Below are 22,749 nucleotides of genomic sequence, written 5' to 3'. Positions count from 1 at the left end.
TATCAGGCACCTCCTTTGGCGGGTTTCTCGGTGATGTAGACCCCGTCCTGGAAGACGCGGGTGTCCTTGCCGCTGACGCGCGTCAGCTGCTCGATGTCCGCCGCCGTCTGGCCGACGTCCTCCTTGTTCGGACCGAAGAGGACGAGCCGTTCGTCGTCGACGGAGACGTCGGTCTCACCGTGGATAGTCGTACGTCGCGGTGCCTTTTCGCCGAGGAAGTTCTCGATGACGACGTCGTCACCCTCCACGCGGACCTGCATCGGGAAGTGAGAGTAGAAGACTTCCATCTTGTACTCCCAGCCCTCGGTCACGCCGTGGAAGGCGTTGCGGATGTGGCTCTCGAAGGTGCCAACGGTCGCGTTCGTTTTCGCGTCCTCGTTGTCGCTTTCGATCGCTACAGTGTCGTCTTCGAGTTCGACGGACACGTCGGGGTACCAGAGACGTCGCGTGACGTTACCCTCTGGACCGTCGACGGTCACGTCGAGGTGGTCGATCTCGACGGATACGTTTTCGGGGATTTCCAGTTCGACTCGCATGGTTAGTAGACGTATGCGATCACCTGGCCGCCGATCCCCTGCTCACGAGCCTCGTAATGGCTCATGATACCGCTGCTCGTCGTCACGACGAGCGCACCGAAGTCCCGAGCGGGGAGATAGCGTTTCTCCCACTTCTCGAAGTCTTCGGCACCTGCGGCGTAGCGGGGCTTGACGGGGCCACACTCGTTGATCGCTCCTTTCAATTCGACCTCGAACTGACCGGCTTTACCGTCGTCGACGTACTCGAAGCCGTCGATGTACCCGCGGTCGTAGAAGACCTCGAGTACGCTGCCGATCTCGTTCGAGGCGGGCGTTACCTCGTGGGTAAGATGACCCACACTCTCGGCGTTGTCGAGCCCCGAGAGCGCGTTGCTGAGTGGATCGTTTCCGGTCATGTTATCGATACTTCTTGAATCCCATGTCACGAGCGATCTCGCGGAAACACTGGCGACAGAGGTTGATGTCGTACTTGCCGACAAGCCCCTGTTTGCGGCCGCAGCGCTGGCAGGCCGCTTCCTGTCCCGTGCGCTTTGCGGCGTGTTCGCCCGTGCGCTCGCGTTCTACGTCAGTTTCACTTTCACTCATCGTCTGCCTCCTCCACGCTCACGTCGAAGTTCGCCTCGAGGAACGCGATGGCGTCCTCGGGGGTGAGTCGGTGGTTCGACGGGATCGACCGGTTGGCCTTGTCGCGCTTGGCCACGCGGTAGCCCGGACGGACCAGGTTGACGGTAACGTCCATCCCGTAGATCCCGACGTTCGGGTCGTACTCCTGGCTCGGGAACTCCGTGTGTTCCTCGACACCGAAGCTGAAGTTGCCGGTGTCGTCGAACTGCTTCGCGGAGAGTTCCGAGAGCGGCAGGGACTTCTCGAGGAAGTCGTAGGCGTCCTCGCCACGAAGGGTGACCTTCGTCCCGATCGGATCGCCCTGACGGATACCGAAGTCGGGTTCGGTCCGTTTGGCCTGGGTTCGAACGCTCTGCTGGTTCGTAACCGCCTCGATGATGTCTTCGGCTTTCCCGAGTTCGCGGCCACCGCGGCCGACGCCCATGTGGACGACGACTTTCTCGACGCGGGGTTCGCGCATCTCGTGGAACTCGCCGGCTTCAGCTTCGCTCATTCGTCATCACCCGTGCTCGCGGTTTCACCGGTCGCGTCTTCCGACGCGTCCGCGTCGCCCGTGAAGTTCTCGTCGATGACGACGACGTACTCCTGAATGGTTTCGAAGCCGTCGTCGTCCGTATCGACACCGATCGTGTTCGGGCCGCTGCCCGGCGTGATGTCGATCGCGTCGATCTCGCCGATCTTGCCGCCGTGGTTGCCACGGACGGCCGTCACGAGCGCACCCTCTTCGAACGGGAAGTGAGCGACGATGGACTTGTCCTCGTTGTCGACGACGATCGAGTCACTCGAGTTGTACTCGTTGCCGTCGTCGACGATGACGTTCGTGCCATCGTGGAGGGACAGCTGCGTGTCCCCACCGGGGACCTGCTGTTTGCCCTCGATCTTGCCGAGGCGGCTTCCGGCGGCGTCCTCGTCGATTTCGGTCAGCGCGAGCCGACCGCCTTCGTCGGGGAAGACGCGGTAGTACTCCTCTCGGCCGGGGAACGCAACGATGTCGAACATGCCGATCGGGCGCTGTTCGTCGTTGATCGGTTCCCCGTTGACGAGGATCGCGTCCTCGGAGAGGGCGTATCGTGCTTCTTTCTTCGAGTCGACGTAGCCGAGTACGTCCCGCAGCAAGACGACGAGCGGGACGCCGTCCTTACCGTGTGGTCCAGCGCCGGCTTTGACCGTGAAGGTCTCCGTCTTGCGCTCGACCGGCCAGGACTTCGGTACTGACAGTCGTTTCTGGTGTTTCGTCATTCGCTATCACCTTCGAGGCGTGCTTCACGACGCTCGTCCTCGAGGTCGAGGTCCGTGATACGGACGTTCGAGGGGGCGAGTGGCCGCGGCACTTCTTCGCCGTCTGCCGTCTCGACCGTCACACCCTCGACGTGGATGGTTCCATCCTCGAGGATCGCACGGAGGACTTCGCCTTCTTCGCCGGCGTCGTCTCCGCGCATGACCTCGACCGTGTCCCCCGCGTTGACGCGGGTTCGACGGGTGTCGTACTCCTCGCGGAGTTCGTCGGACAGCGTCGCGTGGAGCTGCTTCTGCCGCTTGTGCAGCGGCGCACGCGCAGTCTCGTTTCGCTGTTTGGTTGGTTGTTCGCTCATAGTTCTATACGATCATCGTTGCGGTAGAGGCGATTGCTCCGAAGCGCTCTGCGACTTCGCGGGCGATCGGCCCCTTGATCTCCGTGCCGCGGGGCTCTTCGTTCTCGTCGATGATGACCGCCGCGTTGTCCTCGAACTTCAGGCGCGTGCCGTCGGGCCGGCGGATCGACTTCCGCTGGCGGACGACGACGGCCTCGAGGACCTGGCGGCGCATCTCGGGGGTACCCTTGGTGACCGAAACGGTCACTTTGTCACCGATCCCCGCCTTCGGCTGGCGGTTCTTGGTGCCGTGGTAGCCCGCGACGCTGATGATCTTCAGCTCACGTGCGCCGGTGTTGTCGGCACACGTGACCAGCGACCCCTTCTTGAGTCCCTGCGTGACGTCGGCTTTCAGTGCCTCCATCACTCATCACCCTCGTCGTTCTCGTTACTGAGGTCTTCAGCCGAGAGCTGTGGGTCTGGCTCCGCTTCGCCAGTGAGTTCAGCGACGTCTTCTGCAGTCGCTTCTTCGGTTACTTCGACGACCACGTGCGATTTCGTCTTCGACAGTGGTCGGGTCTCTGCGATCTTGACCGTGTCACCGACCGAGAGCGTCTCGAGCACGCCCGGCACGTGTGCCGGAATGCGCGAGCGACGTTTCATTTGACGGTCGTACTTCGGAACCGTCACGTCGTACTCTCGCTCGACGACTACGGTCTTGTCCATGTCCGTCGAGACGACCTGTCCCTCGAGGATCTGTCCTCGAACGGGGAGGTCGCCGTAGAACGGACACGTCTCGTAGTCGTATTCCTCCGGGTTTTCGGGTTCCGGAGGGGTTTCAACGTCTAGTCCTATTGCCATGGTGAGTCACCATTCGTTTCCGTGCGTCGGGCGGGTCGTGAGAGCAGCCGCGATCCATCGACCGTAACGTAGGCTACATCCTCGCCAGCACTGTCCGGGCCATCCGATTGCTCGGCTGCCCCAGGTTGAGTATCGGCCAGTTTGGACGCAGTCCCCGACCCCTTCTCGAGGTCGGCGGCTTCATCTGTGATCGCGAACTCGAACGTCGAGCCCGACTTCGGCACCATCAGCACCCGAGACTCGCCGTCGTTCCGAACTTCTATCGAAAGGGTGTTCGTCGTCTCGATGACGACGCGGCCCTCGAGGCCGACCCGTGAGGCGTCGTCGCTCTCGACGACGCGGACGGGCAGTCCGTTGAGTTCGTGTCGCGGTAGGGTCTCGGGTGTCAGTGCCATTGTTGAATTACGCTTCGTCTCAGGCGGCTTCGCCGCCTTCGTTTCGAGATGTCTCCGACGTCTCGCTCTCGAGGTCGTCTTCTTCCTGCTGGATCGTCTTGACCCGGGCGATCGTCCGGCCCAGTTCGCCGATGCGACCCGGATTCTCCGGGGCACCACCGGCGGCGAGGACGGACTTCTGGTTCAGCAGTTCCGTCTCGAGCTCCTCGAGTTCCGCTTCGCGTTCGGCGGGCGTCATGTCGCGAACTTCTTCGACGTGGAGGATCGCCATCAGGCGTCACCTCCCTCGTCTTCGTCCGCTTCTTCCTCGTCCATCTCCGCGACGAGTTCTTCGGCTTCGGCCTCGACGTCTTCCTCGAGTTCGTCGAGGTCCTCTTCGATCGGGGACTCGTCGGGGACGTCGACATCTTCCTCGTCGGCCTCGACTTCCGCTTCGATGACCTCTTCGACGTCCTCTTCCTCGAGATCGGTCTCGGGCTCGACGGCGTCCTCGGCGGACGCTTCGACGCCCTCGTCGGCGGCCTCGGCCTCGTCGGGTTCGCCCTCGAGGAGCTCCTCGACACCCTCGGCCTCGTTGGCCTCGACGGCGTCGGGAACGACCTCTGCGGGGTCCATATCTTCGTGGACACCGAAGTCGTCGGGCAGCTCGGCACCCGGCGGGATGATCTTGACGTTGACCCCGATGGTACCGAGTTTCATCACTGCGACGCCCTGTCCGTGGTCGACGACCTCTTCGGCGGGTTCGCCGTTGTGTTTGATGTAGCCACGGTTGAACTTCTCCACGCGTGAGCGTGCACCCGTGACCTTCCCGGAGAGGACGATCTCGGCGCCCAGCGCGCCGGCTTCCATGATCCGGTCGATCGTCGTGTGACCGGCCTTCCGGAAGTACCAGCCGCGCTCGAGCGCGTTGGCCAGTCGGTCCGCGACGATGCGTGCGTTGAGGTCGGGTTCGTCGACCTCCTGCACGTCGATTTGCGGGTCCTCGAGGTTGAACTTCTCCTCGAGCGCCGTCGTGACCTTCCGGATGTTCTCGCCGCCTTTGCCGATGACCATCCCGGGCTTTTCGGCCTTGAGGACGATCTGCGTACCCATCGGCGTCTTGGCGACGTCCATACCACCGTAGCCCGCGCGGCCGAGCTCTTCCTGGAAGAACTCGTCGATCTGGGACCGCTGAAGGCCGTTTTCGATAAATTGGTGTTCGTCAGCCATTAGTTATCGTCCTCCGCTGTTTCGTCGACTTCCTCGACGACGATTTCGACGTCCACTTCCGGCGTGTTCCAGGCCGAGGCACGCCCCATTGCGCGGGGCTTGCGACCGACCGATTCGCCGACCTTGTGGGCGGCGATGTGGACGATCTCCATCGATTCGCCGTCGAAGCCCTGGTGGTCCGCGTTCGCCGCGACGTTCTCGAGCAGGTCGAGGAACTCGCCCGAGACCTTCTCGGGGTACTTTCCTGCGTCCCAGCCGTCGATGTCGGAGCGGTGACCCGCACCGGTGTTGTGCGACTTGAACGGAACGGACTGCTCTTCGTCGATGACGTCCTGAAGGAAGGCCTGTGCGTCTGCGACGGTTCGGCCCTTCAGTTCGCGAGCGACCTCTTTACTGTGCTTGTGGCTCATGTGACGCTCCCGAAGCATCGCTTTCGCGGTGGCGTCCGGGTCGGCGTCGACTGAGTAGTTGATTCCCATACGATGATCACTTCAGTGGGACGAACTTCGAGGAGCGAGTCGCACCGATCCCCGCCTGTCCGTGCTCGACGGACGTTCGGGTCAGCTGGAACTCGCCGAGATAGTGTCCGATCATCTCGGGCTCGACGCGGACGCGCTCGAACGACTGTCCGTTGTAGACCTCGAAGGTCAGGCCAACGAACTCCGGCAGGATCGGCATATCCCGCAGGTGCGTTCGAATCGGCGCGTTCGCCGTCTGCTCCTCTTCTTTCTCGCGGGCTTCCTCGAGCAGCTTCTGCTTTTCGACGGAGAGACCGCGTTCGATACTTCGCCGCTTTCGAGCGGGCAGCAGTTCTGCAACTTCGTCGATGTCCAGATCCTGCAACTCCTCGAGCGTGTAGCCGCGGTAGGTGAACTCACCTTCGCGGCCGGTTCGGTACTCCTGACTCATTTGTTTCCACCTCGGCCGGTACGACGCGAGGAGATGTCACCCACCTTCCGTCCCGGCGGGGCATCCCGCGAGACGGACTTGGGTTTGCCCGGGTGCTGTCGGCCGCCGCCACCGAACGGGTGGTCGACGGCGTTCATCGCGACACCGCGGACGCGAGGCCACTTCGTGCCTCGTGCCTTCATCTTGTGATACTTGTTCCCTGCCTTGACCATCGGCTTCTCAGTTCGACCCCCGCCGGCGACGACGCCGACGGTGGCTCGACACTGCGGATCGAGGCGTTTGACCTCGCCGCTCGGAAGCTGAACGACCGCAGCGTTGCGGTCGTGGGTGATCAGGTCCGCGTTGGTCCCCGAGGCTCGGGCGAAGCGGCCACCGTCACCTGGGTTCGACTCGATATTACAGACCGGAATCCCTTCGGGGATCTCAGCGAGGGGCAGCGTATTGCCCGGCTTGATCTCCGCGGAGACGCCGACCTGAATCTCCTCGCCGACGGCGATACCTTCGGGTGCAAGGACGAGGCGCTGGTCGCCGTCCTCGAACTCGATGGCCGCGATCGGCGCGGATCGCGCTGGGTCGTGTTCGATATCCACGACCGTCCCGCGAACGAGGTCAGTGTCTTCCTGTTTCTTGTGCTCGAGGTTCGCCTTGTATCGGTGCGACGGGGCGCGGAACGTCGGGCCACCGCGACCGCGTCGTTGTCCTTGAATGCGTCGTCCCATTCTCAGAACACCCCGATTCGCGAGGCGACTTCCTGCGCGTCGTCGTCCTCGGAGAGCTTGATGATCGCTTTCTTTTTCCCTTTCATCGTCACTTGCGTGTTGACGTCGTCGACCGTGATGTCGAAGCGCTCCTCGACGACCTCCCGGATTTCGGGTTTGGCCGCGTCGGGGTTGACGACGAACTGGAGCTTGTTCTCGAAGTCCATGTCGTTCATCGCCTTCTCCGTCACGAGGGGGTGTTCGATGATCGAACTCATCGGTCGGCCACCTCCTCGAGTGCGCTCTCGGTCCAGACGGTCAGTCGACCCGGCTGTGCACCGGGTGCGAGCTCTTCGGCGTTGACCTCTGCAGCCGTCGTCACGTCGGCGCCAGCGAGGTTCCGGGCCGCACGGGACGGGCCGGATTCACTGGAGGTGACGAACAGAATCGACGTGGGCGTCTTGTACTTCCGGCCGCGGGCTTTCCCCTGTCCGGATCGGACGCTCCGACCCTCGTCGGCGCGTTCGATGTCGTCCGCGAGGCCGGCGGCCTCGAGGAACGAGACGACTTCCTGCGTCTTCTGGAGGTCTTCGAACTCGTCGGAGACGACGACGGGAATCTCCGCGCCGTCGTCGAACTGGTGGCCGCGTTCGGCGACCAGGTCGGCGTCCGTCGTCGCCGCGATGGCGCTGCGAACGGCGAGTTTCTTCGCTTTCGTGTTGATCGATTCGGACTGGTCCTTCTCGGCCTTCGGCGGGTGCGACTTCCGTCCTTTGACCGCCTGGGGAACGCGTCGTGCGCGTCCGTCCTGACGTGGAACGTGAGCCATCCCGCGACCGCTACCGAACGACTCCGCGGGCGTGCGCATGCCAGCGAACTCGTCGGCACCGTAGGCCTGTTTTCGGTTTGCCTGGGCGACGCGAACGGCGCGGGCGATCAGGTCCGGGCGGTACGTGGTCTCGAAGACCGCCGGGAGCTCGATCGAGCCCGCGTCGTCGCCGTCCAGGTCTCGTACTGTTGCTTCCATGTGTTATCCCTGGTTAGATGCGGTGGAGACGTAGCGTACCTCGGGATCGAGGCGCGGCTGGTCTCCGGGTCGGATCGCCGGGCGGAAGCGTACGAGACGCTTGTTCGGCCCGGGGAGCGAGCCCTTGATCAGCGCGTGCGGCCCGTCGACTTCGCCGTAGTTGACGAAGCCGCCGTCGACCGTCGCGTCTGCGCCGTCGCCGATGTCGACGAGGCGCTTGTTCAGTTCCGTCCGCTGGTGGTAGCCGGTCTGCCCCTGCTGGGGGACCGTCGACCGAACGCGGGACGGGTTCCAGGGGCCGAGGTTCCCGATGCGGCGGCGCCAGCCTTGCCGGGCGTGTTTGCCCTTGCGTTTCTGGACGCCCCAGCGTTTGACGGGGCCTTGGGTCCCTTTCCCTTTGGTGACGCCGCTTGCGTCGACGTACTCGCCCGCGCGGAACACGTCGTTCATGACGTGTTCGCCACCGTCTGCGACGGTTTCGAGCGCGAAGTCGACGCGGTCCTCGACGGAGCCGCCGCCGACTCGCGTTTCCATCACGTCCGGTTTCTTCTTCGGCATCGAGGGAACGTCCCCCGGAACCGTGTGCGTGATGACGCGAACGTCGTCGACGCGTCCCTCTTCGAGGTAGCCCCGAAGCTCGTCTTCGGCGGCGTCGGCGTCGTAATCATCACCGGGGACGTCGAGGACGCGATCGAGTTCGGAAACGAACTCATCGGTCCAAACCTCGGTGACCGGCTTCATGCCGTATGGCGTTGCTTCGTACGCTCGCAGTGCGACCGCGCGCATCGGCGGCGTCTCCACGATCGTCACGGGAACGGTCTGTTCCATCCCCTCGGTCGGCGAATTCGCTTTATCGTCGACCATGACGACGTGGGTCATGCCGGCCTTGTAGCCCGCGAAGCCCTGGAGCGTTGGCTGTCCGTCGTCGTCCGGCCACGAGTTAAAGCGTGGGACCTCGCTGGTCGCACGCTGTCGTGGGCCGAACCCGAGTGAGCCTTTGCGTGGTGAGTTTGCTTGTGGCATTCTATCACTCTCTCAGTGAGAGGGGAGCGAGCGTCGCGAACAGAGCCTCCTCCGTTCGCACGACCTCGCTTCCCTGGTCCGGAACCGTATTTAGCCAGAGGTCGAACCCCGGATCGGCAGTGGGTTCGACTCCGTCGTCCGCGTCGCCCGTTCCATCCGCGGGGGCGACGGCGGAAGCCTCGATGTCGAGGATATCCGGCAGCCCTCGTTCGGGCGCCCCGAACGCGACGGTCATCCCATCGCGTTCGGTGCGTCCGGCCAGCGTCTCGAGCCGCCCGACGGTGAGCTCTTCACCGAATCGGGAGGCGGCGATGCAGACGCCGGCGTCCTCACGGCCGAGTGCTGCGGAGAGGTCCGTCCGCTCGACCGACAGTCCCGGAAGGGGATCGTCGACGAGTTTCGCCCGGACCGGTCGTCGCGAAGAGATCCTGACGGTCACGCGCTCCCCCTCCTCGACCTCCATTGCTGGAGGAACGTTGAGGGAGATCGGGTGTTGCAAGCCGCAATTGACCCGGACGCGCCCTTCAGGTCCGACCTCGGTCACGATTCCTTGTCTTGACGACCCCGAACCGGTAGATTCGGAGCCGGTCTGTGACATGGCGCGGAGCGGCGGCAGGATGCCCGCATACTCCAGTTCGTCCCGCATCCCCCATGCCTCGTTGCGGAGGTATGGCGGCGTTGCGGCGTACCGCAAGACGGTGCTTACGAACCCGCCGTCGAATCGCCCGGTTTCGCCCTCCCGATCTGGGTAGACGACGAGGCGATCGGCCCGGAAGATCGTCGCCGCGCGGGCGACGTATCCGAGTTTGCGAGTTGCCTCGCGTTTGTCCTCGGCTTCACGGGTGAGCGACGACGGGACGAGTATGCTGACGGTCATGCCGAAACGCTTCGGCGCCGCGTCACTAGACTGTAGCGATGTGTTGCGGTCAAGGTCTTAAAAGGATAGCGGATTCGATTCCGGCTGTGAACGGCTCACACCCTCGAATTCGTGTGTTACAGCGACACACTCGTGATCGGTGATAATTATATACTGGTTTCGGGGATAACGGGCTAGTTGGGTTGCCTGCGTGGACTCGAGAACCGATAGCAGGCGGTCGGTCATCGTTATGTGCCGGCATGCCGATGCCGGGTCGATTCGCAACCCTTATACATCCCTCCGGGTGTAGAATAGAGTGCAGCAGGGCGCTGGTAGTGTAGTGGTATCACGTGACCTTGCCATGGTCACAACCTGGGTTCAAATCCCAGCCAGCGCATTTTTCGATAAACAACGACGACGAGCGAAGCGAGGAGTCCGTTCGCCCAAAAATTGTTCTGGATTCGAACGAGAGAAGTCACAGCCAGCGAGGGATCTCCGATCCCTCGAGCAGTCGGCGCAAAGCGCCGACGACTGCGAAGCGAACGGAGTGAGCGACCCGGAGTGTCTTCGCGTTGTTCAAATCCCAGCCAGCGCACTTCTCTGAATTTAAATCCACGAGCAACCGCGATAGCGTGTTGCGAGTACGTATTGAATTCAGAAAGTCGCCCTGGATTTGAATTAGGTCAGTCGCAGCGCCGAGCGAAGCGAGGCGAACGTCTGACCGTGGTTCAAATTCCAGCCAACATACTGCTATGGCGAACAACTTCGACGAGCACCGCGTAGCGTGCGCTCGTCACCCGTGGACCGTGAAGTCGCCCTGAATTCGAGTCAGACTGAGGTTCTGCGAGCGAAGCGAACAGGTCCTCAGGCGCGGCTCAAATCCCAGCCAGCGCCAATCTCTGACGACCGATCCTCAAGCCCAACCCGACACCTCGAGAACGCAATCGACGGACGAACGCGGCCATCGAGACCGTGAACGACCAATTACTGCGTCGCTGTGAGTCACGCAAGCGGGGACGTAGCGTCGAGATTTCGAATCGGCCCGAGAGCACTACCAGCCTGTGACAGGGCCGAAAACACCGGCACGACGTTCGACACTGGGCTCGATATGGTCCCCCTGACGATCGGTAACAGGTGATTGGACTGGCAGGGGAACAGAGCTATTCGAATAGCTGAATGATCGTTTAAGCTCACTATTCGACTGCACGGACAGTTATCACGGCTTTTGGGTCAAAATCAGTAACCAATACCGCCTGCGATTGGCTTTTATAGCGTGGCTTGCTACGGGGCAATGGACAATTGAACTCGTGATTTAGCAATGCAAACTGAACTCCCTACCACCGACGACGCAAACGACCTCCAGTACGACCAGACCAACGATCGCTACGTCTTCCACCACGACGGCGACGGCACGGCGACGATTACGACGACGATCGTCCACGCCATCGCCTCGATCGCGGACACCGACGTCTCCCAGGGCGAGTTCTCCCTCTACGACAGCGTCGACCCGGACGCCCTCGACCGCCTGTTCAGCAAGAAGGCTGACGGCACCGAACGCTCGGGCGGCCACGTCGCCTTCACCGCACTCGAGCACGAGGTGTACGTCTACGCGAACGGCGACGTTATCGTCTACCCGCCGACGGAGACGAGCCGTCCCGGCCAGCCGAACTGATCACGGCTCCTGTCCGTTCCGGTCCCTGATCTCTACTCCCCGTTTTTCCACGCTCGAGAGCCACAGTTCCGGAACGCCGTGAGCCGCCGAAACGCGGAGACTCGCGACACGCCGACGGACCGGAGACCCGAAATCCGCATGGAACGAATTTAGGGGCCTTCGCGTCGTCGGCGTACTCATGACGGTAATCGGACTACTGAGCGTCGCACCGGTGACCGAGGACAGCATGGCTGGCGAGATCGCGAAGGCCGTCGACGCGCTCGAGGCGTACGACGTCGAGTACGAGACGAATCCGATGGGCACGGTAATCGAGACGGACGACATCGGGGAACTCTTCGCGGCCGCGCAGGCTGCCCACGAGGCGGTCGACCACGATCGGGTCAGCACCGTGTTGAAGATCGACGACAAACGGAATCGAGACACGGCTGCGTCGGAGAAAGTCGAGGCCGTCGAGGAACAACTGGGTCGGCCGGCGACGAACAAAGACGAGTAACGGCAAAGATCATACGTCGGCAATCCAGTGCTCGAGCGAGTCGGCGAGCGAAGACGTCGTCTCAGGCGGGAACGACTTTGACCGGGCGATCGGTGTCGAGGATGACGGACTGGGCGACGCTGCCGAACAGGACTTTGCCGACCGGTGACTGGCGGCGGGCGCCAACGACGAGTTCGTCGACGCCGAACCGGTCGGCGACGTCGACGATGGCCGCGGCGGGGTTGCCGGTCGCGGTGTGTACCGTGGTGTCGACGCCGGCGTCCGCCAGTTCGTCGACGGCCAGCGAGACCGTCTCGACCAGGTCGTCGATCTCGTCGGCCCCGATATCGGATCGGATCGTCCCGATCTCCACGTCGTCGTCGCTGTCGGCGAACTCGAGTTCCGTTCGGACGTGCAGGAGTTCGACCGTAACGTCGTCCGCCGCGTTCGGGAGATCGAGAACGGCCTCGACCTGTGCGTTCACTCGTTCCGCGTGGTCGTCGATCGGGACGAGTACGGTGTACATGGCGAAACGAACAGCCCGGTCACATATCAAACCACCCGTCGAAACCCGTGCGGGGAGAAGAAGTCGGAACGTTCTACTCGTTACGGGAGCCTATGTACACGTATGGAACAAACGACACTCGAGGTCACCGGCATGGCGTGTGACGGCTGTGAGGCGAACGTAACCGAGGCGCTCGAAGCGATCGAGGGGGTCTCGTCCGTGACGGCGGACCACGAGGGGAACGAGGTTCGCGTCGAACACGACGAGGCGACCGTCGACGAGGCGACGATCAGCGGGACGATCGAAGAGGCCGGCTACGAGGTCGCCGCCTGAGAGACGCCGGCAGCGGTTCCGATAGCCGGGAGCGCGAACTACCAAACTGTTTTACGACGGAGAGCGAACCAGTGGCTATGGAGAGTCTCAACCGGATGGCGATCGAGTTGGTCGACGAGGCCCTCGAGTACGCCGAGGAGCTGAATATCGGCGGCTACGATCTCGAGAACGAGGCGTCCGTACTCGACTTCGGCCTCGAATTCGACGGCGGAATCGAAGCCGGACTGTTGCTGACGGAGATTCAGACGGCGGGGATGGCGACCCCGAGTCACCGACTCGGCGAGATCGGTGACGCGCCGATCCCGTTCGTCGAACTGTCGACCGATCAGCCGGCCCTGTCGCTGCTCTGCTCGCAGAAGGCGGGTTGGGAAGTGATGACCGAGGACTTCGAGGGGCTGGGCAGCGGCCCCGCCCGAGCGCTCGTCGCCGAGGAGGAGGAGTTCCACCGCGTCGGCTACACGGACGCCTTCGATCTGACGGCGCTGGCCGTCGAGACCGATCAGGATCCGACCGAAGCCGCGGCCGAACACGTCGCGGACCTCGCGGAGGTCGAGACCAGCGGCGTTTTCCTGCTGGCCTATCCGACCGCGAGTCTGGTCGGGAGCGTGACGAACGCCGCCCGGACGGCCGAACTGGCGACGTTCCGCCTCTCGGAACTGGGCTACGACCCGCTGGACGTCGTTTCGGCGACCGGCCGAGCGCCGGTCGCCCCCGTCGCGGAGGACGAACAGACGGCGATCGCCCGCACGAACGACGCCATCGCCTACGGCGGGACGGCCCACCTCACGGTCCGCGAGGACGCCGACGTCTTCGATTCGGTGCCGTCGACGGCCGCAGAGGGTCACGGGCGGCCGTTCGGCGAGATCTTCGACGACCTCGAGTGGGAGTTCTCGGAGGTCCCCTCGGATCTCTTCGCGCCCGCGAAGGTGACGGTCGACGTGATCGGCGGACCGACGTACGTCCACGGTGAAACCGACGAGGAACTGCTCGTCGAGTCGTTCGACCTGTAACCGTGCAGTTCAAACCGGTTCCCGAACCGCCGAGCAATATCGAGGCTATCCGGCCGATTCTCGAGGCCGTTCCCACGAGGGCCGGAGCCGTCGACGACTGTTGTCAGCATCTCTTAGCGGAGACACACCTCGAGACCCGAAGCGAGGCCGAGACCTGGCTCACCTTTCTGCGAGCGCTCGAACTCGTGACGGCGGACCCGGCGGGCTATCGTCGGTGTTCGGGCGCTGAAGGTGTGATTGACGGGGCGTCGCCGGATTCAGACCGACTCCAGCGGGCATTTCGCGCCCGCGTCTACGGGGTGGATTCGGTACTCGAGATACTCGAGCGGGCCGAGACGCCGTTGTCCACCGAGGAGGTCGTTGCCGAATTTCATCAGCAGTCGACCGCTTCCGACCGTCGGAGCAACGTCGGTCGAAATCGGCTCGATGACGGCGTTCGCGTCCACCGTCTGCTCGAGTGGGCGGCGCTGTTGGGACTCGGAGAACGAACCGACGACGGTCGGTACAGGTAGCTGTCACTGCAGGTTCCGCTTCGGTGCACCCGGCCACTGGTAACGCTCCACGAGGAGTCGGAGAGGCTGTTTCCCCGCGAGGAGTTGATGGCCCGCCTGGCATCCTCCGGTTTCGTGAGCGGGTGTACCGACTCGACGGGGAATTCGTCCGGCGACGCCGTCGACAACCCGTTTTCGAGGTAGTTTGCGGTCGCGATTGGGTACCAAAAAGTATTTTGTAGTCGCTTTCCCGCATTATCCTATGCTCGAGAATGTCGTACTACAACAAGGTGGTGCCGCGTTCGCCTTTCTCTTCTTCATCGTCTTCACGGTCATCTTTCTCGCAATGGTCGTGTGGGTGTACACTGACGCGGAGCAAAACAGCGACCACCCCGCGTTTCTCTGGGCGATCGTCGTCTTCCTCGCGCCGCTGTTGGGACTCGTCCTGTACTTTCTTCTCGGACGAAACGCCCGCAGGCGTGAATTTTAGCGCCGGTATCACCGGTCTCGCGAAACGACTGCCGGTCCGCGGCCGCTCGAGGCTCGACCGGCCGATTTTACCCGCTCGCGCTCGACGTCGTACTCGATGACCGACCGCGCGCTCAACTTTCGAGCAATCGTCGCGTCGATACGCAGCGATGAGGAGTCGACCGCCGAATCGACCACGATCGTCAACGCGACCGGAACCGATCCCGTCGACGTTTGTCAGGCAGTGTATCGTCGCCTCGGGAACCACACCGATCACGCGAACTGTGAGTTCTACATGAGTCTCAACACCCGCCGCGAGATGGAACGCGGACTCGTCGAGTACGGCCCCGAAGCCGCGTCCATGGACTTTCTCGACCGGCAGATTCGAACGGACGTCTCGATGCCGGACGAGACGGTGCTGTTCATGGAACCCGACGCGGTCACGCTGGGCGGAACGATCACCGGCTCGTCGCCGATCGGGGTGGGGACGATCTCGAGCGCCGAATCCGAGTGAAAACGGAACCAATCAGTCCATCGGGTGGACCTCGGTCACCGTCCCGACGCCCTTGCTCCGACCCTCGCGAAAGACGAACTTCTGGCCCTCCTCGACGAGGTACGGCCGGAACTTGAATCGGACCGTGGTTTCGCCGGTATCGCCCGGCAGGAGGCGGCCGTCGTCGGGGTGGAATGCGGCGGCCTCGCCGATCGTCTCGAGGTGGACGACGGGTTCGTAGCCGTCGCCGATCCGAGTCGGGTGGTTGAGCACCATGACTTCGGCCTCGAACTCCCGAACCGGATCGGGGTCGGCGTCGCGGGGTAAGAGGACCATTCCGCGCTCGATGGCGCTCTCCTTGACGCCTTTCAGCGCGATGCCGACGATGCGGCCGGCCTGGGCCTTGTCGACGCGGTGGTAGTGCATCTCGATCGAGCGGACCTCGACCTCCTGGAACCGGCCGTCGGGCATCGGTCCGAGAAGGAGTTCGTCGCCGGCCTCGACCTCGCCGGACATCACCGTCCCGGAGGCGACCGCGCCGACGCCGGTCACCGAGTAGCTCCGATCGACGTACATCCGGAACTCGCCGGTGTCTTGGGAGGTCTTCGGCAGTCGGTCGAACAGTTCGTCCAGCGTGTCGAGGCCGTCCATCGTGATGGCGCTCGTCTCGACGATCGGGACGACCCGTTCGCCGATCTCGTCGATGGCGGCGTCGATGCCGTGGCGAGCGACGCGCAGCGGCGACTTCTCGACCTCGCGCAGCAGGCGTTCGACCTCGCGTTCGACCTCCTCGACGCGCTCGTCGTCGACGGCGTCGGTCTTGGTGATCGCGACGATCGTCGGGAGATCCGTGGCGAGCAGGACGCCGAGGTGTTCGCGCGTGGTACGGGTCGGACCGTCGTCCGCGGCGACGACGAGCAGACCGTAGTCGAGTTTCTGCCCGACGAGGCCGCGGATCGTCGTGCGGAGCCACGGCTCGTGGCCGACGGTGTCGACGAAGGAAACGAGCCGGTCGGCCTCCTCGACGACTGCTGCACGGTCCGCCTTCCGGTTCGGGTTGCCGACCCGAACCGGGCTACCGTCGTCCTCGAACCCGTAGACGGCGTAGGAGAGGTCCGCGGAGAGTCCGCGCTCGACTTCGTGGGGTTGCACGTCGAGATAGGCGCGCGTCGCACCGTCGCCGTCGTCGGGTTTGCCGGTCACGAGCGAGCCGACCAGCGTGCTCTTCCCGTGGTCGACGTGGCCCGCCGTGCCGACGACGACGTGTTCGTCGTCCGTCTCGAGGACGCCGCCCTCCTGCACCTGGGCGAGGCCCACCAGCCCGTCGTTGATACCCCACGTCTGGACGTCGTCGATGTGTGCGTCGGCCTCTTCGGCCAGCAAGGAGAGGACGTCCATCGTCTCGGAGAAGGTGTCGGGATCGATGCCGGCGAGTCCGCCGTCGTCCGTCACGCCGAGGACGTACGTCGCCTCGCCGTCTCCGGAGAGCAGCCGATGGCGCAGTTGCGCGGCCAAACTCTCTCGGCGCCCACCCTCGAGGTGAACGTCACGTGACAGTCGTTCCTTGAACTCGACGTTGCCACCGTCCTGTTCACCACGGTCCAGGGCTCGCTCGAGGAGAGCCCGGTCACGGCTCATGTAGTCCGGTAGCTGCTCACATGGCAAAAACCTTCCCGTACATTGTTAACATACATCACGACTGTGTCGAATAGCGAAACTCCATCGATACCGAAAGGGGCGATCTTCGAATTACAACGACTTACTCCTGGAAGTGAACGGATCGGTCGCTACTCGTGAACGCGCCGGCGTCGGCTCCGGCGACGCTGGATCGTTCCAGCCTCGGTTTCAAGTCACTCGAGGCGCTATATTTCCTATGAGCGTCAGTGGCCTCTGTCAGATCTGTGAGTCACGGCCGGCCCAGAAACGGTGTGCGAACTGCGGCACGCTCGCGTGTGACGTTCACTTCGAGGATCCGAAGGAGCTGTGCGTCGAGTGCGCCGCACAGGCGGATCCGAGTCGCCAGTCGGACGACGTCGACATCCACCGGTTCTGAGCTCCCGTGACGTCCATCCGCAACTTCCTCGACGAAGCGCTCGGTGTCGGCGAGCAGTTCTGTCTTCGGCTCGAGGAGCGGGACGGAACGCTCGTCGCCGAGCACCCGCGCGACTCGAGTCCGATGGACGTCGCCGTCGTCGAGGGACTGGCGTTACTCGAGGAGCGACCGCCGACCGACCCCGTCGAAGTCGAACTGCTCGGTCGGTCCGTGGAGGGACGGATCGCCGGACGCGTCGTCGGTCTCGACTGTGGCGGGACGACGGGGGAAAGCACCGACTGAGTAGCAGCCGCGATCAGTCGCGATACCGATTGAGCCGCTTTTTCAGTCGCTTTGCGGCCTGCCCGCTCGCGTTCGCGAACTGTTCTCCGTCGTCTTCTCCCGCAAAGATGATCCCGCGCGAGGAGTTGATCAGGCCGACGCCGTTCGCGAGACCGAACTCGACCGCGGCCTCGGCGTCGCCGCCCTGAGCACCCACGCCGGGGACGAGGAAGGGAAGGTCGGGAACCCGTTCGCGCAACTCCTCGAGTTCTTCGGGTTTCGTCGCGCCGACGACGAGGCCCACGTTGTCGTTCTCGTTCCACAGGTCGGCCAGCGCGGCCACTCGCTCGTACAGGGGTTCGCCGGTCTCGAGTTCGAGGTCCTGCAGGTCGGTACCGCCGGGGTTCGACGTCCGACAGAGGACGAACACGCCGGACTCCTCGTCCGCCAGGAACGGCTGCAGGGAGTCACGACCCATGTAGGGGTTGACCGTGATCGCGTCCACCGTGTCGAGCATCTGGGCGTACTGACGGGTCGTATTCCCGATATCGGCTCGTTTGGCGTCCAGAAGGACCGGGGCGCCTTTTCCGTGCGCGTACGCGATGGTCTCCTCGAGTGCACGCCAGCCGTCGGGGTCCTCGTAGAATGCGGCGTTTGGCTTGTAGATCGCGGCGTGTTCGTGCGTCGCGTCGATAATCCGCCGGTTGAACGCCCAGCGTGGGAGGTCGTAGTCCTGGAGGTGGTCTGGGATACGCGACGGGTCGGGATCGAGACCGACGCTGACGACGCTGTCAACCGTCCGAATGCGGTCGTGCAGCCGATCGAAGAAGTTCATACCTCCGAGTGGTTCTGCGGTGGTCGAAAAGGTTGCTATCCCCGAGGGAGTCAGAGCGTTGATAGTTCGGAGTAGGTTCTCCCGTTTCGGAGTGGGCTCTCCTGTTAACAGGCACCACATACAGCAACTGATACGCCCAATTCAGGCGTTATACGGGTTCACTCGAGCGCAGTAGCCAGTTGCCACTCGAGACCGGGCGATCCCGAGGCGAGCTACCTCCAAATACTTTAGACATCAGGTACTTCGGTACTATAATCGTCGACTACAGTATGGCTATTCGAACCAACGAAAAATCTAACTCGCGTCTCGGTCGTCTTCGAGATCGGATCCGTTCGACGCTGTTCGCCGGACGGAACGCAACGGCGGACGACGCCGCCGAGCACGAGTCGGCAGCCGAGCAGCGACCGACGAATCCGGACGCGCCCGGAAATCTCTTTCACTGCTCGACGTGCGGAAACGTCTACATCGACTCCGAGAAGAACAGCTGTACGAGCTGTGACGAGGACGTCGAGCAGGTGTCGTCGACGCTCGAATCCTCGCCCCTTCGTCCCTAGCGTCGGCCGCGACTGACGTCCACCCGTCCGTTCGGACCGCGATCCTCTCGATTCGATCGCAGCCCCGCGAGCGCGGCGTCCGGATCAGGCTTCGAGTACTTCGATCAGATTACTCTCCGGGTCACGAAGAAACGCGATCGAGGTCCCGGTCTCCGTCGTTCGCGGCCCGCTGATCGTCGACACGTCGTCGGGCAGGGCCGCGTAGAAGGAGTCGAGATCGTCGACGGAGAGGCCGACGTGTGACGCCCCGGGCTGGTTGAGCCCCGCGGCCGGCGAACCGCGCGCTTCGGGGTCGTACTCGACGAGTTCGATCCGGATCCCGTCCGCCTCGAGGTGAGCGAACTCGCCGCGAGCGTCCTCGACGCCGACGGCCTCCGAAAACGCGTCGCCGCCGACGCTGAACCGGTCGGCGACCTCGAGACCGAGCACGTCGCGATAGAACGGCAGCGTTTCCTCGAGGTCGCTGACGGTGATCCCCACGTGGTGGGCACTGAGTTCCGTGTTTGCCATGGGAAGCAATCGGGCGAGCACGCAGGAAAAACGTTCGGCCGACGCTCGAGGCGAGCGGCTGTGTGGTCGACCCGACGGATTCGGGGGAGTATCGTTATCCCCGTCCAAATCGATGGTCGGGTATGACTCGCGTCGCACTCATCGCCCACGACGAGAAGAAGTCGGAACTGATCGAGTTCGCACGGACTCACGAGAGGCAACTGCGCGAGTACGACCTGATCGCGACCGGGACGACCGGCAAGCGACTGATGGAGGCGACCGACCTCGAGATCGAACGCAAGGAGTCCGGACCGCTCGGCGGCGATCTGATGATCGGCTCGGAGGTCGCCGAGGGGATCCTCGACGGAATCGTCTTCCTCCGGGATCCGCTTCGGGCCCAGCCCCACGAACCCGACATCTCGGCGCTGTTGCGGATCTGTGACGTTCACGACACCGCGCTGGCGACGAACCTCGCCTCCGCGGAGTTTCTGATCGAGGGACTCGCGGACTGACACCGCTCGTCGTCACGACCCGTGTCACGCCATTTATTATCGCCGCCTCCGACGGTTCGAGTATGACTATCTACGAGAGCGACCTCCCCGGCGTCGGAAAGAAGTACGAGGTCGAACTCGAGAACGGGGAGCGACTCGTCATCGTGACCCACAACACGGGGAAACGGGAAGTCTACACGAAAGCGGACGCGGACGCCGACAGCGAAAAGGTGTTCGAGGCGTCCGACCGACTCGCTCGAAAGATCGGGACGATTCTGGAGGGTGCGTACTTCCAGCCCGTCCAGACCGAGCAGGTCGAGACGATGCTCTCCGACGAGACCTACCTCGAGTGGTACAACGTCACCGATGCCGCCGAGATCGCCGGTCTGAGCATCGCTGACGCGCAGGTTCGGGAACGGACGGGGGTCTCGATCGTCGCGATCCAGCGCGACGGCGACCTGATCTCGTCGCCGGGACCGGAGACGGTCCTCGAGGTCGGCGATACGCTCGTCGTCATCGGGGATCGCGAGGACTGTGCGGAGTTCGAAACCCTTCTCGGAGCCGATAACGGAGCGTAGTCGGTCGATGAGTATTCTGTCGGAGGTGACCGCGAGTGGCCGCTGCTGAATCGACCGCCCTGATCGACGTCGGCGTCCTCTTCGCGGCCGTCGCGCTGGCCGGTCTCGTCGCGAACCGGATCGGCCAATCGGTGATCCCGTTCTATATCGTGATCGGTATGCTCCTCGGCGAACACGTCCTCGGCGCGCTCCCGTCGATCGCGGAGCGTATCGCGACCGTTCTCGAGGACGGAGCCGCGTTCGTCGGCTTCGACCTCGTCCTCGAATCCGAAATCACGGTCCTCGGCTCCGATCTCTTCGCCGAACTCGCGGCGCTGTCGCTCGCCGGAACCGACTTCATCCACGCCGGCGCCGAGATCGGGATCGTCCTCCTGCTGTTCTTCCTCGGCCTGGAGTTCAACCTCGACCGACTCATCGCGTCGAAAGAGCGGATCGGGAAGGCGGGAGCGGTCGACCTCGCGATCAACTTCGGGACCGGACTGGTCCTCGGGTGGGCGCTCTTCGGGTCGTTCCTCCCGGCCTTCCTCACCGCCGGAATCGTCTACATCTCCTCGAGCGCGATCATCACGAAGTCGCTGATCGATCTCGGCTGGATCGCCAACAACGAGTCCGACGCGATGCTCGGGACGCTGGTCTTCGAGGACCTCTTTATCGCCGTCTACCTCGCGATCGCGACTGCGCTGGTTCTCGGCGGCGGGAATATCGCCGAGGCGCTCGGCCAGATCGGCGTCTCGATCGGCTTCATCCTCGTCCTCCTCGTGCTGGTCTACTTCGGCACGGAGTGGTTTCAGCGCAGCCTCGAGACCGACACGCACGAGTTCATCGTGTTACGGGCGCTCGGGATCACGGTGCTGATCTCGGGTGTAGCGCTCTCCATCGGCGTCAGCGAGGCCGTCGCCGCCTTCTTCGTCGGCATGGCGTTCTCCTCGACGGAACACGTCCACGACCTGGAGAATCTGCTCGAGCCGGTCCGGGACACCTTCGCGGCGATCTTCTTCTTCTGGATCGGTCTCGGCACCGATCCGTCGCTGTTCTTCGGCGTCGCCGGCCTCATCGCGGTCGCGGTAGTGGCGACGACCCCGACGAAGTTCGTCAGCGGCTACCTCGGTGGCCGGATCTACGACCTCGACGAACGTCGATCGCTCCGGGTCGGACTCGGGATGTCCACCCGCGGCGAGTTCTCGCTCATCATCGCGAGTATCGCACTCGCCGGGGCGGGCACCGGACTCGCGGAGGGCGTCGCCAACGATATCTACGCCTTCGCCGTCGGCTACGTCCTGTTCATGAGCATTCTCGGCACCACGTTCATGCAGTACTCCGGGAAGATCGAGTCCGTCGTCGTGCCGCGACTCGAAGGTCGCTCCGACGCGACGCCACAGCCGAGCGACGACTGACCGGCGGACGCAGCCGACGGTATCGGTTTCGGTGACGACAGCCCCGTTTTCGCTGCTCGCACAGAAGGGATAGCTTCAACCTCCTCGAGCACCCCGTGACTTCCATGCCACGGGCGGTCGTCTTCGACCTCGATTACACGCTCGCCGTGCCCACGCAGGACCGATCCACGATCCTTCAGCAGGCCGCGGCCGAAGCCGGCGCGCCGGCCCTGAGCCGCGACGCCTACCTCGAGGCCCACCGGCGAAACCTCACCCGCGAGACGCGCGAGCCCATCTTCGCCGACCTGCTCGAGGATCGGGAGACGGACGTAGACCCGGCCGCCGTCGCCGACGCCTACCGCGAGACGATCGCGGCGTCGCTCGAGCCGTTGCCGGGCGTCGAAGCCATGCTCGAGGGCCTCCGAGGGGAGTACCGCGTCGGACTGCTCACAAACGGCCCGGTCCGAGCCCAACGGGACAAAATCGCGACGCTGGGCTGGGAACGCGCCTTCGACGCGGCGCTCGTGACGGGCGAACTCGAGGCCGGAAAACCGGACCGTCGCGCGTTCGAGGCCATCGTCGACGAACTGGACGTCGACCCCGAGGACGCCGTCTACGTCGGCGACGAGGTTCGGGCCGACATCCACGGGGCAACGGACGCCGGACTGGACGCCGTACAGGTGGTCCTCGAGGACGGCCCCGAGCCCGATCCGCGGGCCATCGATCACGTCGACCAGTCGACCATCGCCGCGGAACTGCCGTCGATCCTCGAAGCGCGCGATTCTCCGGTCGCGTAGGGGACGACGCCTCGTTTCGGGGCTTCACTACCGTTTTAGGAAGCCAGTCGAGAGACTGTCCGTCAGCGCTCGCTCTTCGCCGTCGATTCCGAGGAGGAAGACAGCTACGACGCGGTCGCCGACCGGTCCAACGCGTTCACCTTCGTCTACCGACTTCACTCACCG

36 protein-coding genes and 1 tRNA gene are annotated in these 22,749 nt (G+C 63.8%); 15 read left to right on the top strand and 22 right to left on the bottom strand.

Annotated features, from left to right (window positions below; translation table 11 throughout):
• Positions 1 to 2: 2 nt before the first annotated feature.
• Genes ACSFC7_RS17620 through ACSFC7_RS17535 form a run of 18 tightly spaced genes read right to left on the bottom strand, consistent with a single transcriptional unit; the run spans position 3 to position 9,730 of the window.
• Positions 3 to 536, bottom strand: a complete 534-nt coding sequence (locus tag ACSFC7_RS17620; protein ID WP_436344130.1) for a 50S ribosomal protein L6 — start codon at positions 534 to 536, stop codon at positions 3 to 5.
• Positions 537 to 538: 2 nt separating this feature from the next.
• Positions 539 to 931: a 30S ribosomal protein S8 gene (locus ACSFC7_RS17615; protein WP_436344129.1), complete on the bottom strand. Its 393-nt coding sequence runs from the start codon at positions 929 to 931 to the stop codon at positions 539 to 541.
• A 1-nt stretch (position 932) separates the two neighbouring features.
• Positions 933 to 1,121 (bottom strand): 30S ribosomal protein S14, encoded by a 189-nt coding sequence (locus ACSFC7_RS17610; RefSeq protein WP_436344128.1) that lies wholly within the window; start codon positions 1,119 to 1,121, stop codon positions 933 to 935.
• Positions 1,114 to 1,653 (bottom strand): 50S ribosomal protein L5, encoded by a 540-nt coding sequence (locus tag ACSFC7_RS17605; protein ID WP_436344127.1) that lies wholly within the window; start codon positions 1,651 to 1,653, stop codon positions 1,114 to 1,116. The genes ACSFC7_RS17610 and ACSFC7_RS17605 overlap by 8 nt, the downstream gene beginning before the upstream one ends.
• Positions 1,650 to 2,399: a 30S ribosomal protein S4e gene (locus tag ACSFC7_RS17600; protein ID WP_436344126.1), complete on the bottom strand. Its 750-nt coding sequence runs from the start codon at positions 2,397 to 2,399 to the stop codon at positions 1,650 to 1,652. The genes ACSFC7_RS17605 and ACSFC7_RS17600 overlap by 4 nt, the downstream gene beginning before the upstream one ends.
• Positions 2,396 to 2,752: a 50S ribosomal protein L24 gene (gene rplX, locus ACSFC7_RS17595; protein WP_436344125.1), complete on the bottom strand. Its 357-nt coding sequence runs from the start codon at positions 2,750 to 2,752 to the stop codon at positions 2,396 to 2,398. Before rplX ends, ACSFC7_RS17600 begins: the two co-directional genes overlap by 4 nt.
• A 4-nt stretch (positions 2,753 to 2,756) precedes the next feature.
• Positions 2,757 to 3,155: a 50S ribosomal protein L14 gene (locus tag ACSFC7_RS17590; protein WP_254524875.1), complete on the bottom strand. Its 399-nt coding sequence runs from the start codon at positions 3,153 to 3,155 to the stop codon at positions 2,757 to 2,759.
• Complete coding sequence (locus tag ACSFC7_RS17585) at positions 3,155 to 3,592, bottom strand: 30S ribosomal protein S17 (protein ID WP_436344124.1); 438 nt, start codon at positions 3,590 to 3,592, stop codon at positions 3,155 to 3,157. The genes ACSFC7_RS17590 and ACSFC7_RS17585 overlap by 1 nt, the downstream gene beginning before the upstream one ends.
• Positions 3,583 to 3,987: a ribonuclease P protein component 1 gene (locus tag ACSFC7_RS17580; RefSeq protein WP_436344123.1), complete on the bottom strand. Its 405-nt coding sequence runs from the start codon at positions 3,985 to 3,987 to the stop codon at positions 3,583 to 3,585. The genes ACSFC7_RS17585 and ACSFC7_RS17580 overlap by 10 nt, the downstream gene beginning before the upstream one ends.
• A 19-nt stretch (positions 3,988 to 4,006) precedes the next feature.
• Positions 4,007 to 4,258 carry a 50S ribosomal protein L29 gene (gene rpmC / locus ACSFC7_RS17575; RefSeq protein ID WP_436344122.1) on the bottom strand — a complete coding sequence of 84 codons (252 nt, stop codon included), beginning with the start codon at positions 4,256 to 4,258 and terminating at the stop codon, positions 4,007 to 4,009.
• Positions 4,258 to 5,196, bottom strand: coding sequence for a 30S ribosomal protein S3 (locus ACSFC7_RS17570; protein WP_436344121.1), 939 nt, complete (start codon positions 5,194 to 5,196; stop codon positions 4,258 to 4,260). The genes rpmC and ACSFC7_RS17570 overlap by 1 nt, the downstream gene beginning before the upstream one ends.
• On the bottom strand, positions 5,196 to 5,675 hold the full coding sequence (locus ACSFC7_RS17565; protein ID WP_436344120.1) for a 50S ribosomal protein L22: 480 nt from the start codon (positions 5,673 to 5,675) through the stop codon (positions 5,196 to 5,198). Before ACSFC7_RS17565 ends, ACSFC7_RS17570 begins: the two co-directional genes overlap by 1 nt.
• 7 nt (positions 5,676 to 5,682) lie before the next feature.
• Positions 5,683 to 6,105 carry a 30S ribosomal protein S19 gene (locus ACSFC7_RS17560; protein WP_436344119.1) on the bottom strand — a complete coding sequence of 141 codons (423 nt, stop codon included), beginning with the start codon at positions 6,103 to 6,105 and terminating at the stop codon, positions 5,683 to 5,685.
• Positions 6,102 to 6,824, bottom strand: coding sequence for a 50S ribosomal protein L2 (locus ACSFC7_RS17555; protein WP_436344118.1), 723 nt, complete (start codon positions 6,822 to 6,824; stop codon positions 6,102 to 6,104). The genes ACSFC7_RS17560 and ACSFC7_RS17555 overlap by 4 nt, the downstream gene beginning before the upstream one ends.
• A 2-nt stretch (positions 6,825 to 6,826) precedes the next feature.
• Positions 6,827 to 7,081 (bottom strand): 50S ribosomal protein L23, encoded by a 255-nt coding sequence (locus ACSFC7_RS17550; protein ID WP_436344117.1) that lies wholly within the window; start codon positions 7,079 to 7,081, stop codon positions 6,827 to 6,829.
• The gene (rpl4p, locus tag ACSFC7_RS17545; protein WP_436344116.1) at positions 7,078 to 7,830 is read right to left on the bottom strand and encodes a 50S ribosomal protein L4; all 753 of its coding nucleotides are present in this window, start codon (positions 7,828 to 7,830) and stop codon (positions 7,078 to 7,080) included. The genes ACSFC7_RS17550 and rpl4p overlap by 4 nt, the downstream gene beginning before the upstream one ends.
• Before the next feature lie 3 nt (positions 7,831 to 7,833).
• The gene (locus ACSFC7_RS17540) at positions 7,834 to 8,853 is read right to left on the bottom strand and encodes a 50S ribosomal protein L3 (RefSeq protein ID WP_436344115.1); all 1,020 of its coding nucleotides are present in this window, start codon (positions 8,851 to 8,853) and stop codon (positions 7,834 to 7,836) included.
• Between the two features lie 4 nt (positions 8,854 to 8,857).
• Entirely contained in the window at positions 8,858 to 9,730 is an 873-nt protein-coding gene (locus ACSFC7_RS17535; protein ID WP_436344114.1) for a putative RNA uridine N3 methyltransferase, read from the bottom strand.
• A gap of 305 nt (positions 9,731 to 10,035) precedes the next feature.
• Here ACSFC7_RS17535 and ACSFC7_RS17530 point away from each other — a divergent pair.
• The 3 genes from ACSFC7_RS17530 to ACSFC7_RS17520 all read left to right on the top strand — a co-directional run bounded on the left by ACSFC7_RS17530 (position 10,036) and on the right by ACSFC7_RS17520 (position 11,874).
• Positions 10,036 to 10,106: transfer RNA gene (locus tag ACSFC7_RS17530), tRNA-Gly, on the top strand.
• Between the two features lie 921 nt (positions 10,107 to 11,027).
• The gene (locus ACSFC7_RS17525) at positions 11,028 to 11,381 is read left to right on the top strand and encodes a HalOD1 output domain-containing protein (RefSeq protein ID WP_436344113.1); all 354 of its coding nucleotides are present in this window, start codon (positions 11,028 to 11,030) and stop codon (positions 11,379 to 11,381) included.
• Between the two features lie 178 nt (positions 11,382 to 11,559).
• Positions 11,560 to 11,874, top strand: coding sequence for an MTH1187 family thiamine-binding protein (locus ACSFC7_RS17520; RefSeq protein WP_436344112.1), 315 nt, complete (start codon positions 11,560 to 11,562; stop codon positions 11,872 to 11,874).
• A 61-nt stretch (positions 11,875 to 11,935) separates the two neighbouring features.
• Here the strand turns inward: ACSFC7_RS17520 and ACSFC7_RS17515 are convergent, their stop codons facing one another.
• Positions 11,936 to 12,379 carry a universal stress protein gene (locus tag ACSFC7_RS17515; protein ID WP_436344111.1) on the bottom strand — a complete coding sequence of 148 codons (444 nt, stop codon included), beginning with the start codon at positions 12,377 to 12,379 and terminating at the stop codon, positions 11,936 to 11,938.
• 102 nt (positions 12,380 to 12,481) lie between these two features.
• Between ACSFC7_RS17515 and ACSFC7_RS17510 the strand changes: the two genes are divergently transcribed.
• The 5 genes from ACSFC7_RS17510 (at position 12,482) to ACSFC7_RS17490 (ending at position 15,174) form a co-directional block, all read left to right on the top strand.
• Positions 12,482 to 12,691 carry a heavy-metal-associated domain-containing protein gene (locus ACSFC7_RS17510; protein WP_436344110.1) on the top strand — a complete coding sequence of 70 codons (210 nt, stop codon included), beginning with the start codon at positions 12,482 to 12,484 and terminating at the stop codon, positions 12,689 to 12,691.
• A 77-nt stretch (positions 12,692 to 12,768) separates the two neighbouring features.
• The gene (gene mch / locus ACSFC7_RS17505; RefSeq protein WP_436344109.1) at positions 12,769 to 13,701 is read left to right on the top strand and encodes a methenyltetrahydromethanopterin cyclohydrolase; all 933 of its coding nucleotides are present in this window, start codon (positions 12,769 to 12,771) and stop codon (positions 13,699 to 13,701) included.
• A gap of 2 nt (positions 13,702 to 13,703) precedes the next feature.
• The gene (locus ACSFC7_RS17500) at positions 13,704 to 14,213 is read left to right on the top strand and encodes a hypothetical protein (RefSeq protein ID WP_436344108.1); all 510 of its coding nucleotides are present in this window, start codon (positions 13,704 to 13,706) and stop codon (positions 14,211 to 14,213) included.
• Between the two features lie 241 nt (positions 14,214 to 14,454).
• Positions 14,455 to 14,682, top strand: a complete 228-nt coding sequence (locus ACSFC7_RS17495) for a PLDc N-terminal domain-containing protein (RefSeq protein WP_436344107.1) — start codon at positions 14,455 to 14,457, stop codon at positions 14,680 to 14,682.
• A gap of 96 nt (positions 14,683 to 14,778) precedes the next feature.
• Positions 14,779 to 15,174 carry a hypothetical protein gene (locus ACSFC7_RS17490; protein WP_436344106.1) on the top strand — a complete coding sequence of 132 codons (396 nt, stop codon included), beginning with the start codon at positions 14,779 to 14,781 and terminating at the stop codon, positions 15,172 to 15,174.
• A 12-nt stretch (positions 15,175 to 15,186) separates the two neighbouring features.
• Here ACSFC7_RS17490 and ACSFC7_RS17485 read toward each other — a convergent pair whose 3' ends face one another.
• Complete coding sequence (locus tag ACSFC7_RS17485; protein WP_436344105.1) at positions 15,187 to 16,791, bottom strand: GTPBP1 family GTP-binding protein; 1,605 nt, start codon at positions 16,789 to 16,791, stop codon at positions 15,187 to 15,189.
• Between the two features lie 235 nt (positions 16,792 to 17,026).
• Between ACSFC7_RS17485 and ACSFC7_RS17480 the strand changes: the two genes are divergently transcribed.
• Both ACSFC7_RS17480 and ACSFC7_RS17475 read left to right on the top strand, forming a co-directional pair.
• On the top strand, positions 17,027 to 17,206 hold the full coding sequence (locus tag ACSFC7_RS17480) for a hypothetical protein (RefSeq protein WP_436344104.1): 180 nt from the start codon (positions 17,027 to 17,029) through the stop codon (positions 17,204 to 17,206).
• A 6-nt stretch (positions 17,207 to 17,212) separates the two neighbouring features.
• Complete coding sequence (locus tag ACSFC7_RS17475) at positions 17,213 to 17,488, top strand: hypothetical protein (RefSeq protein ID WP_436344103.1); 276 nt, start codon at positions 17,213 to 17,215, stop codon at positions 17,486 to 17,488.
• Between the two features lie 13 nt (positions 17,489 to 17,501).
• Here the strand turns inward: ACSFC7_RS17475 and pyrF are convergent, their stop codons facing one another.
• Complete coding sequence (gene pyrF, locus ACSFC7_RS17470; protein ID WP_436344102.1) at positions 17,502 to 18,302, bottom strand: orotidine-5'-phosphate decarboxylase; 801 nt, start codon at positions 18,300 to 18,302, stop codon at positions 17,502 to 17,504.
• Between the two features lie 269 nt (positions 18,303 to 18,571).
• Here pyrF and ACSFC7_RS17465 point away from each other — a divergent pair, with 269 nt between their 5' ends.
• Positions 18,572 to 18,856, top strand: coding sequence for a hypothetical protein (locus ACSFC7_RS17465; RefSeq protein WP_436344101.1), 285 nt, complete (start codon positions 18,572 to 18,574; stop codon positions 18,854 to 18,856).
• An 84-nt stretch (positions 18,857 to 18,940) separates the two neighbouring features.
• On the opposite strand, the gene ACSFC7_RS17460 is transcribed toward ACSFC7_RS17465, so the two are convergent.
• Positions 18,941 to 19,366, bottom strand: a complete 426-nt coding sequence (locus ACSFC7_RS17460) for a VOC family protein (protein ID WP_436344100.1) — start codon at positions 19,364 to 19,366, stop codon at positions 18,941 to 18,943.
• Positions 19,367 to 19,488: 122 nt separating this feature from the next.
• Here ACSFC7_RS17460 and ACSFC7_RS17455 point away from each other — a divergent pair, with 122 nt between their 5' ends.
• From ACSFC7_RS17455 to ACSFC7_RS17440, 4 genes are all read left to right on the top strand, one after another.
• Complete coding sequence (locus tag ACSFC7_RS17455; RefSeq protein ID WP_436344099.1) at positions 19,489 to 19,857, top strand: methylglyoxal synthase; 369 nt, start codon at positions 19,489 to 19,491, stop codon at positions 19,855 to 19,857.
• Between the two features lie 62 nt (positions 19,858 to 19,919).
• Positions 19,920 to 20,414 carry a cation:proton antiporter regulatory subunit gene (locus tag ACSFC7_RS17450; protein ID WP_436344098.1) on the top strand — a complete coding sequence of 165 codons (495 nt, stop codon included), beginning with the start codon at positions 19,920 to 19,922 and terminating at the stop codon, positions 20,412 to 20,414.
• A 35-nt stretch (positions 20,415 to 20,449) separates the two neighbouring features.
• Entirely contained in the window at positions 20,450 to 21,808 is a 1,359-nt protein-coding gene (locus ACSFC7_RS17445; RefSeq protein ID WP_436344097.1) for a cation:proton antiporter, read from the top strand.
• Positions 21,809 to 21,912: 104 nt separating this feature from the next.
• Positions 21,913 to 22,584 (top strand): HAD family hydrolase, encoded by a 672-nt coding sequence (locus tag ACSFC7_RS17440; RefSeq protein ID WP_436344096.1) that lies wholly within the window; start codon positions 21,913 to 21,915, stop codon positions 22,582 to 22,584.
• Positions 22,585 to 22,749: the final 165 nt, after the last annotated feature.

This window comes from Natronorubrum halobium (assembly GCF_051351675.1).
GTDB lineage: Archaea > Halobacteriota > Halobacteria > Halobacteriales > Natrialbaceae > Natronorubrum.
Note: the sequence above shows the minus strand (reverse complement) of the source record. Positions and strands in the feature narration are given on the sequence as shown.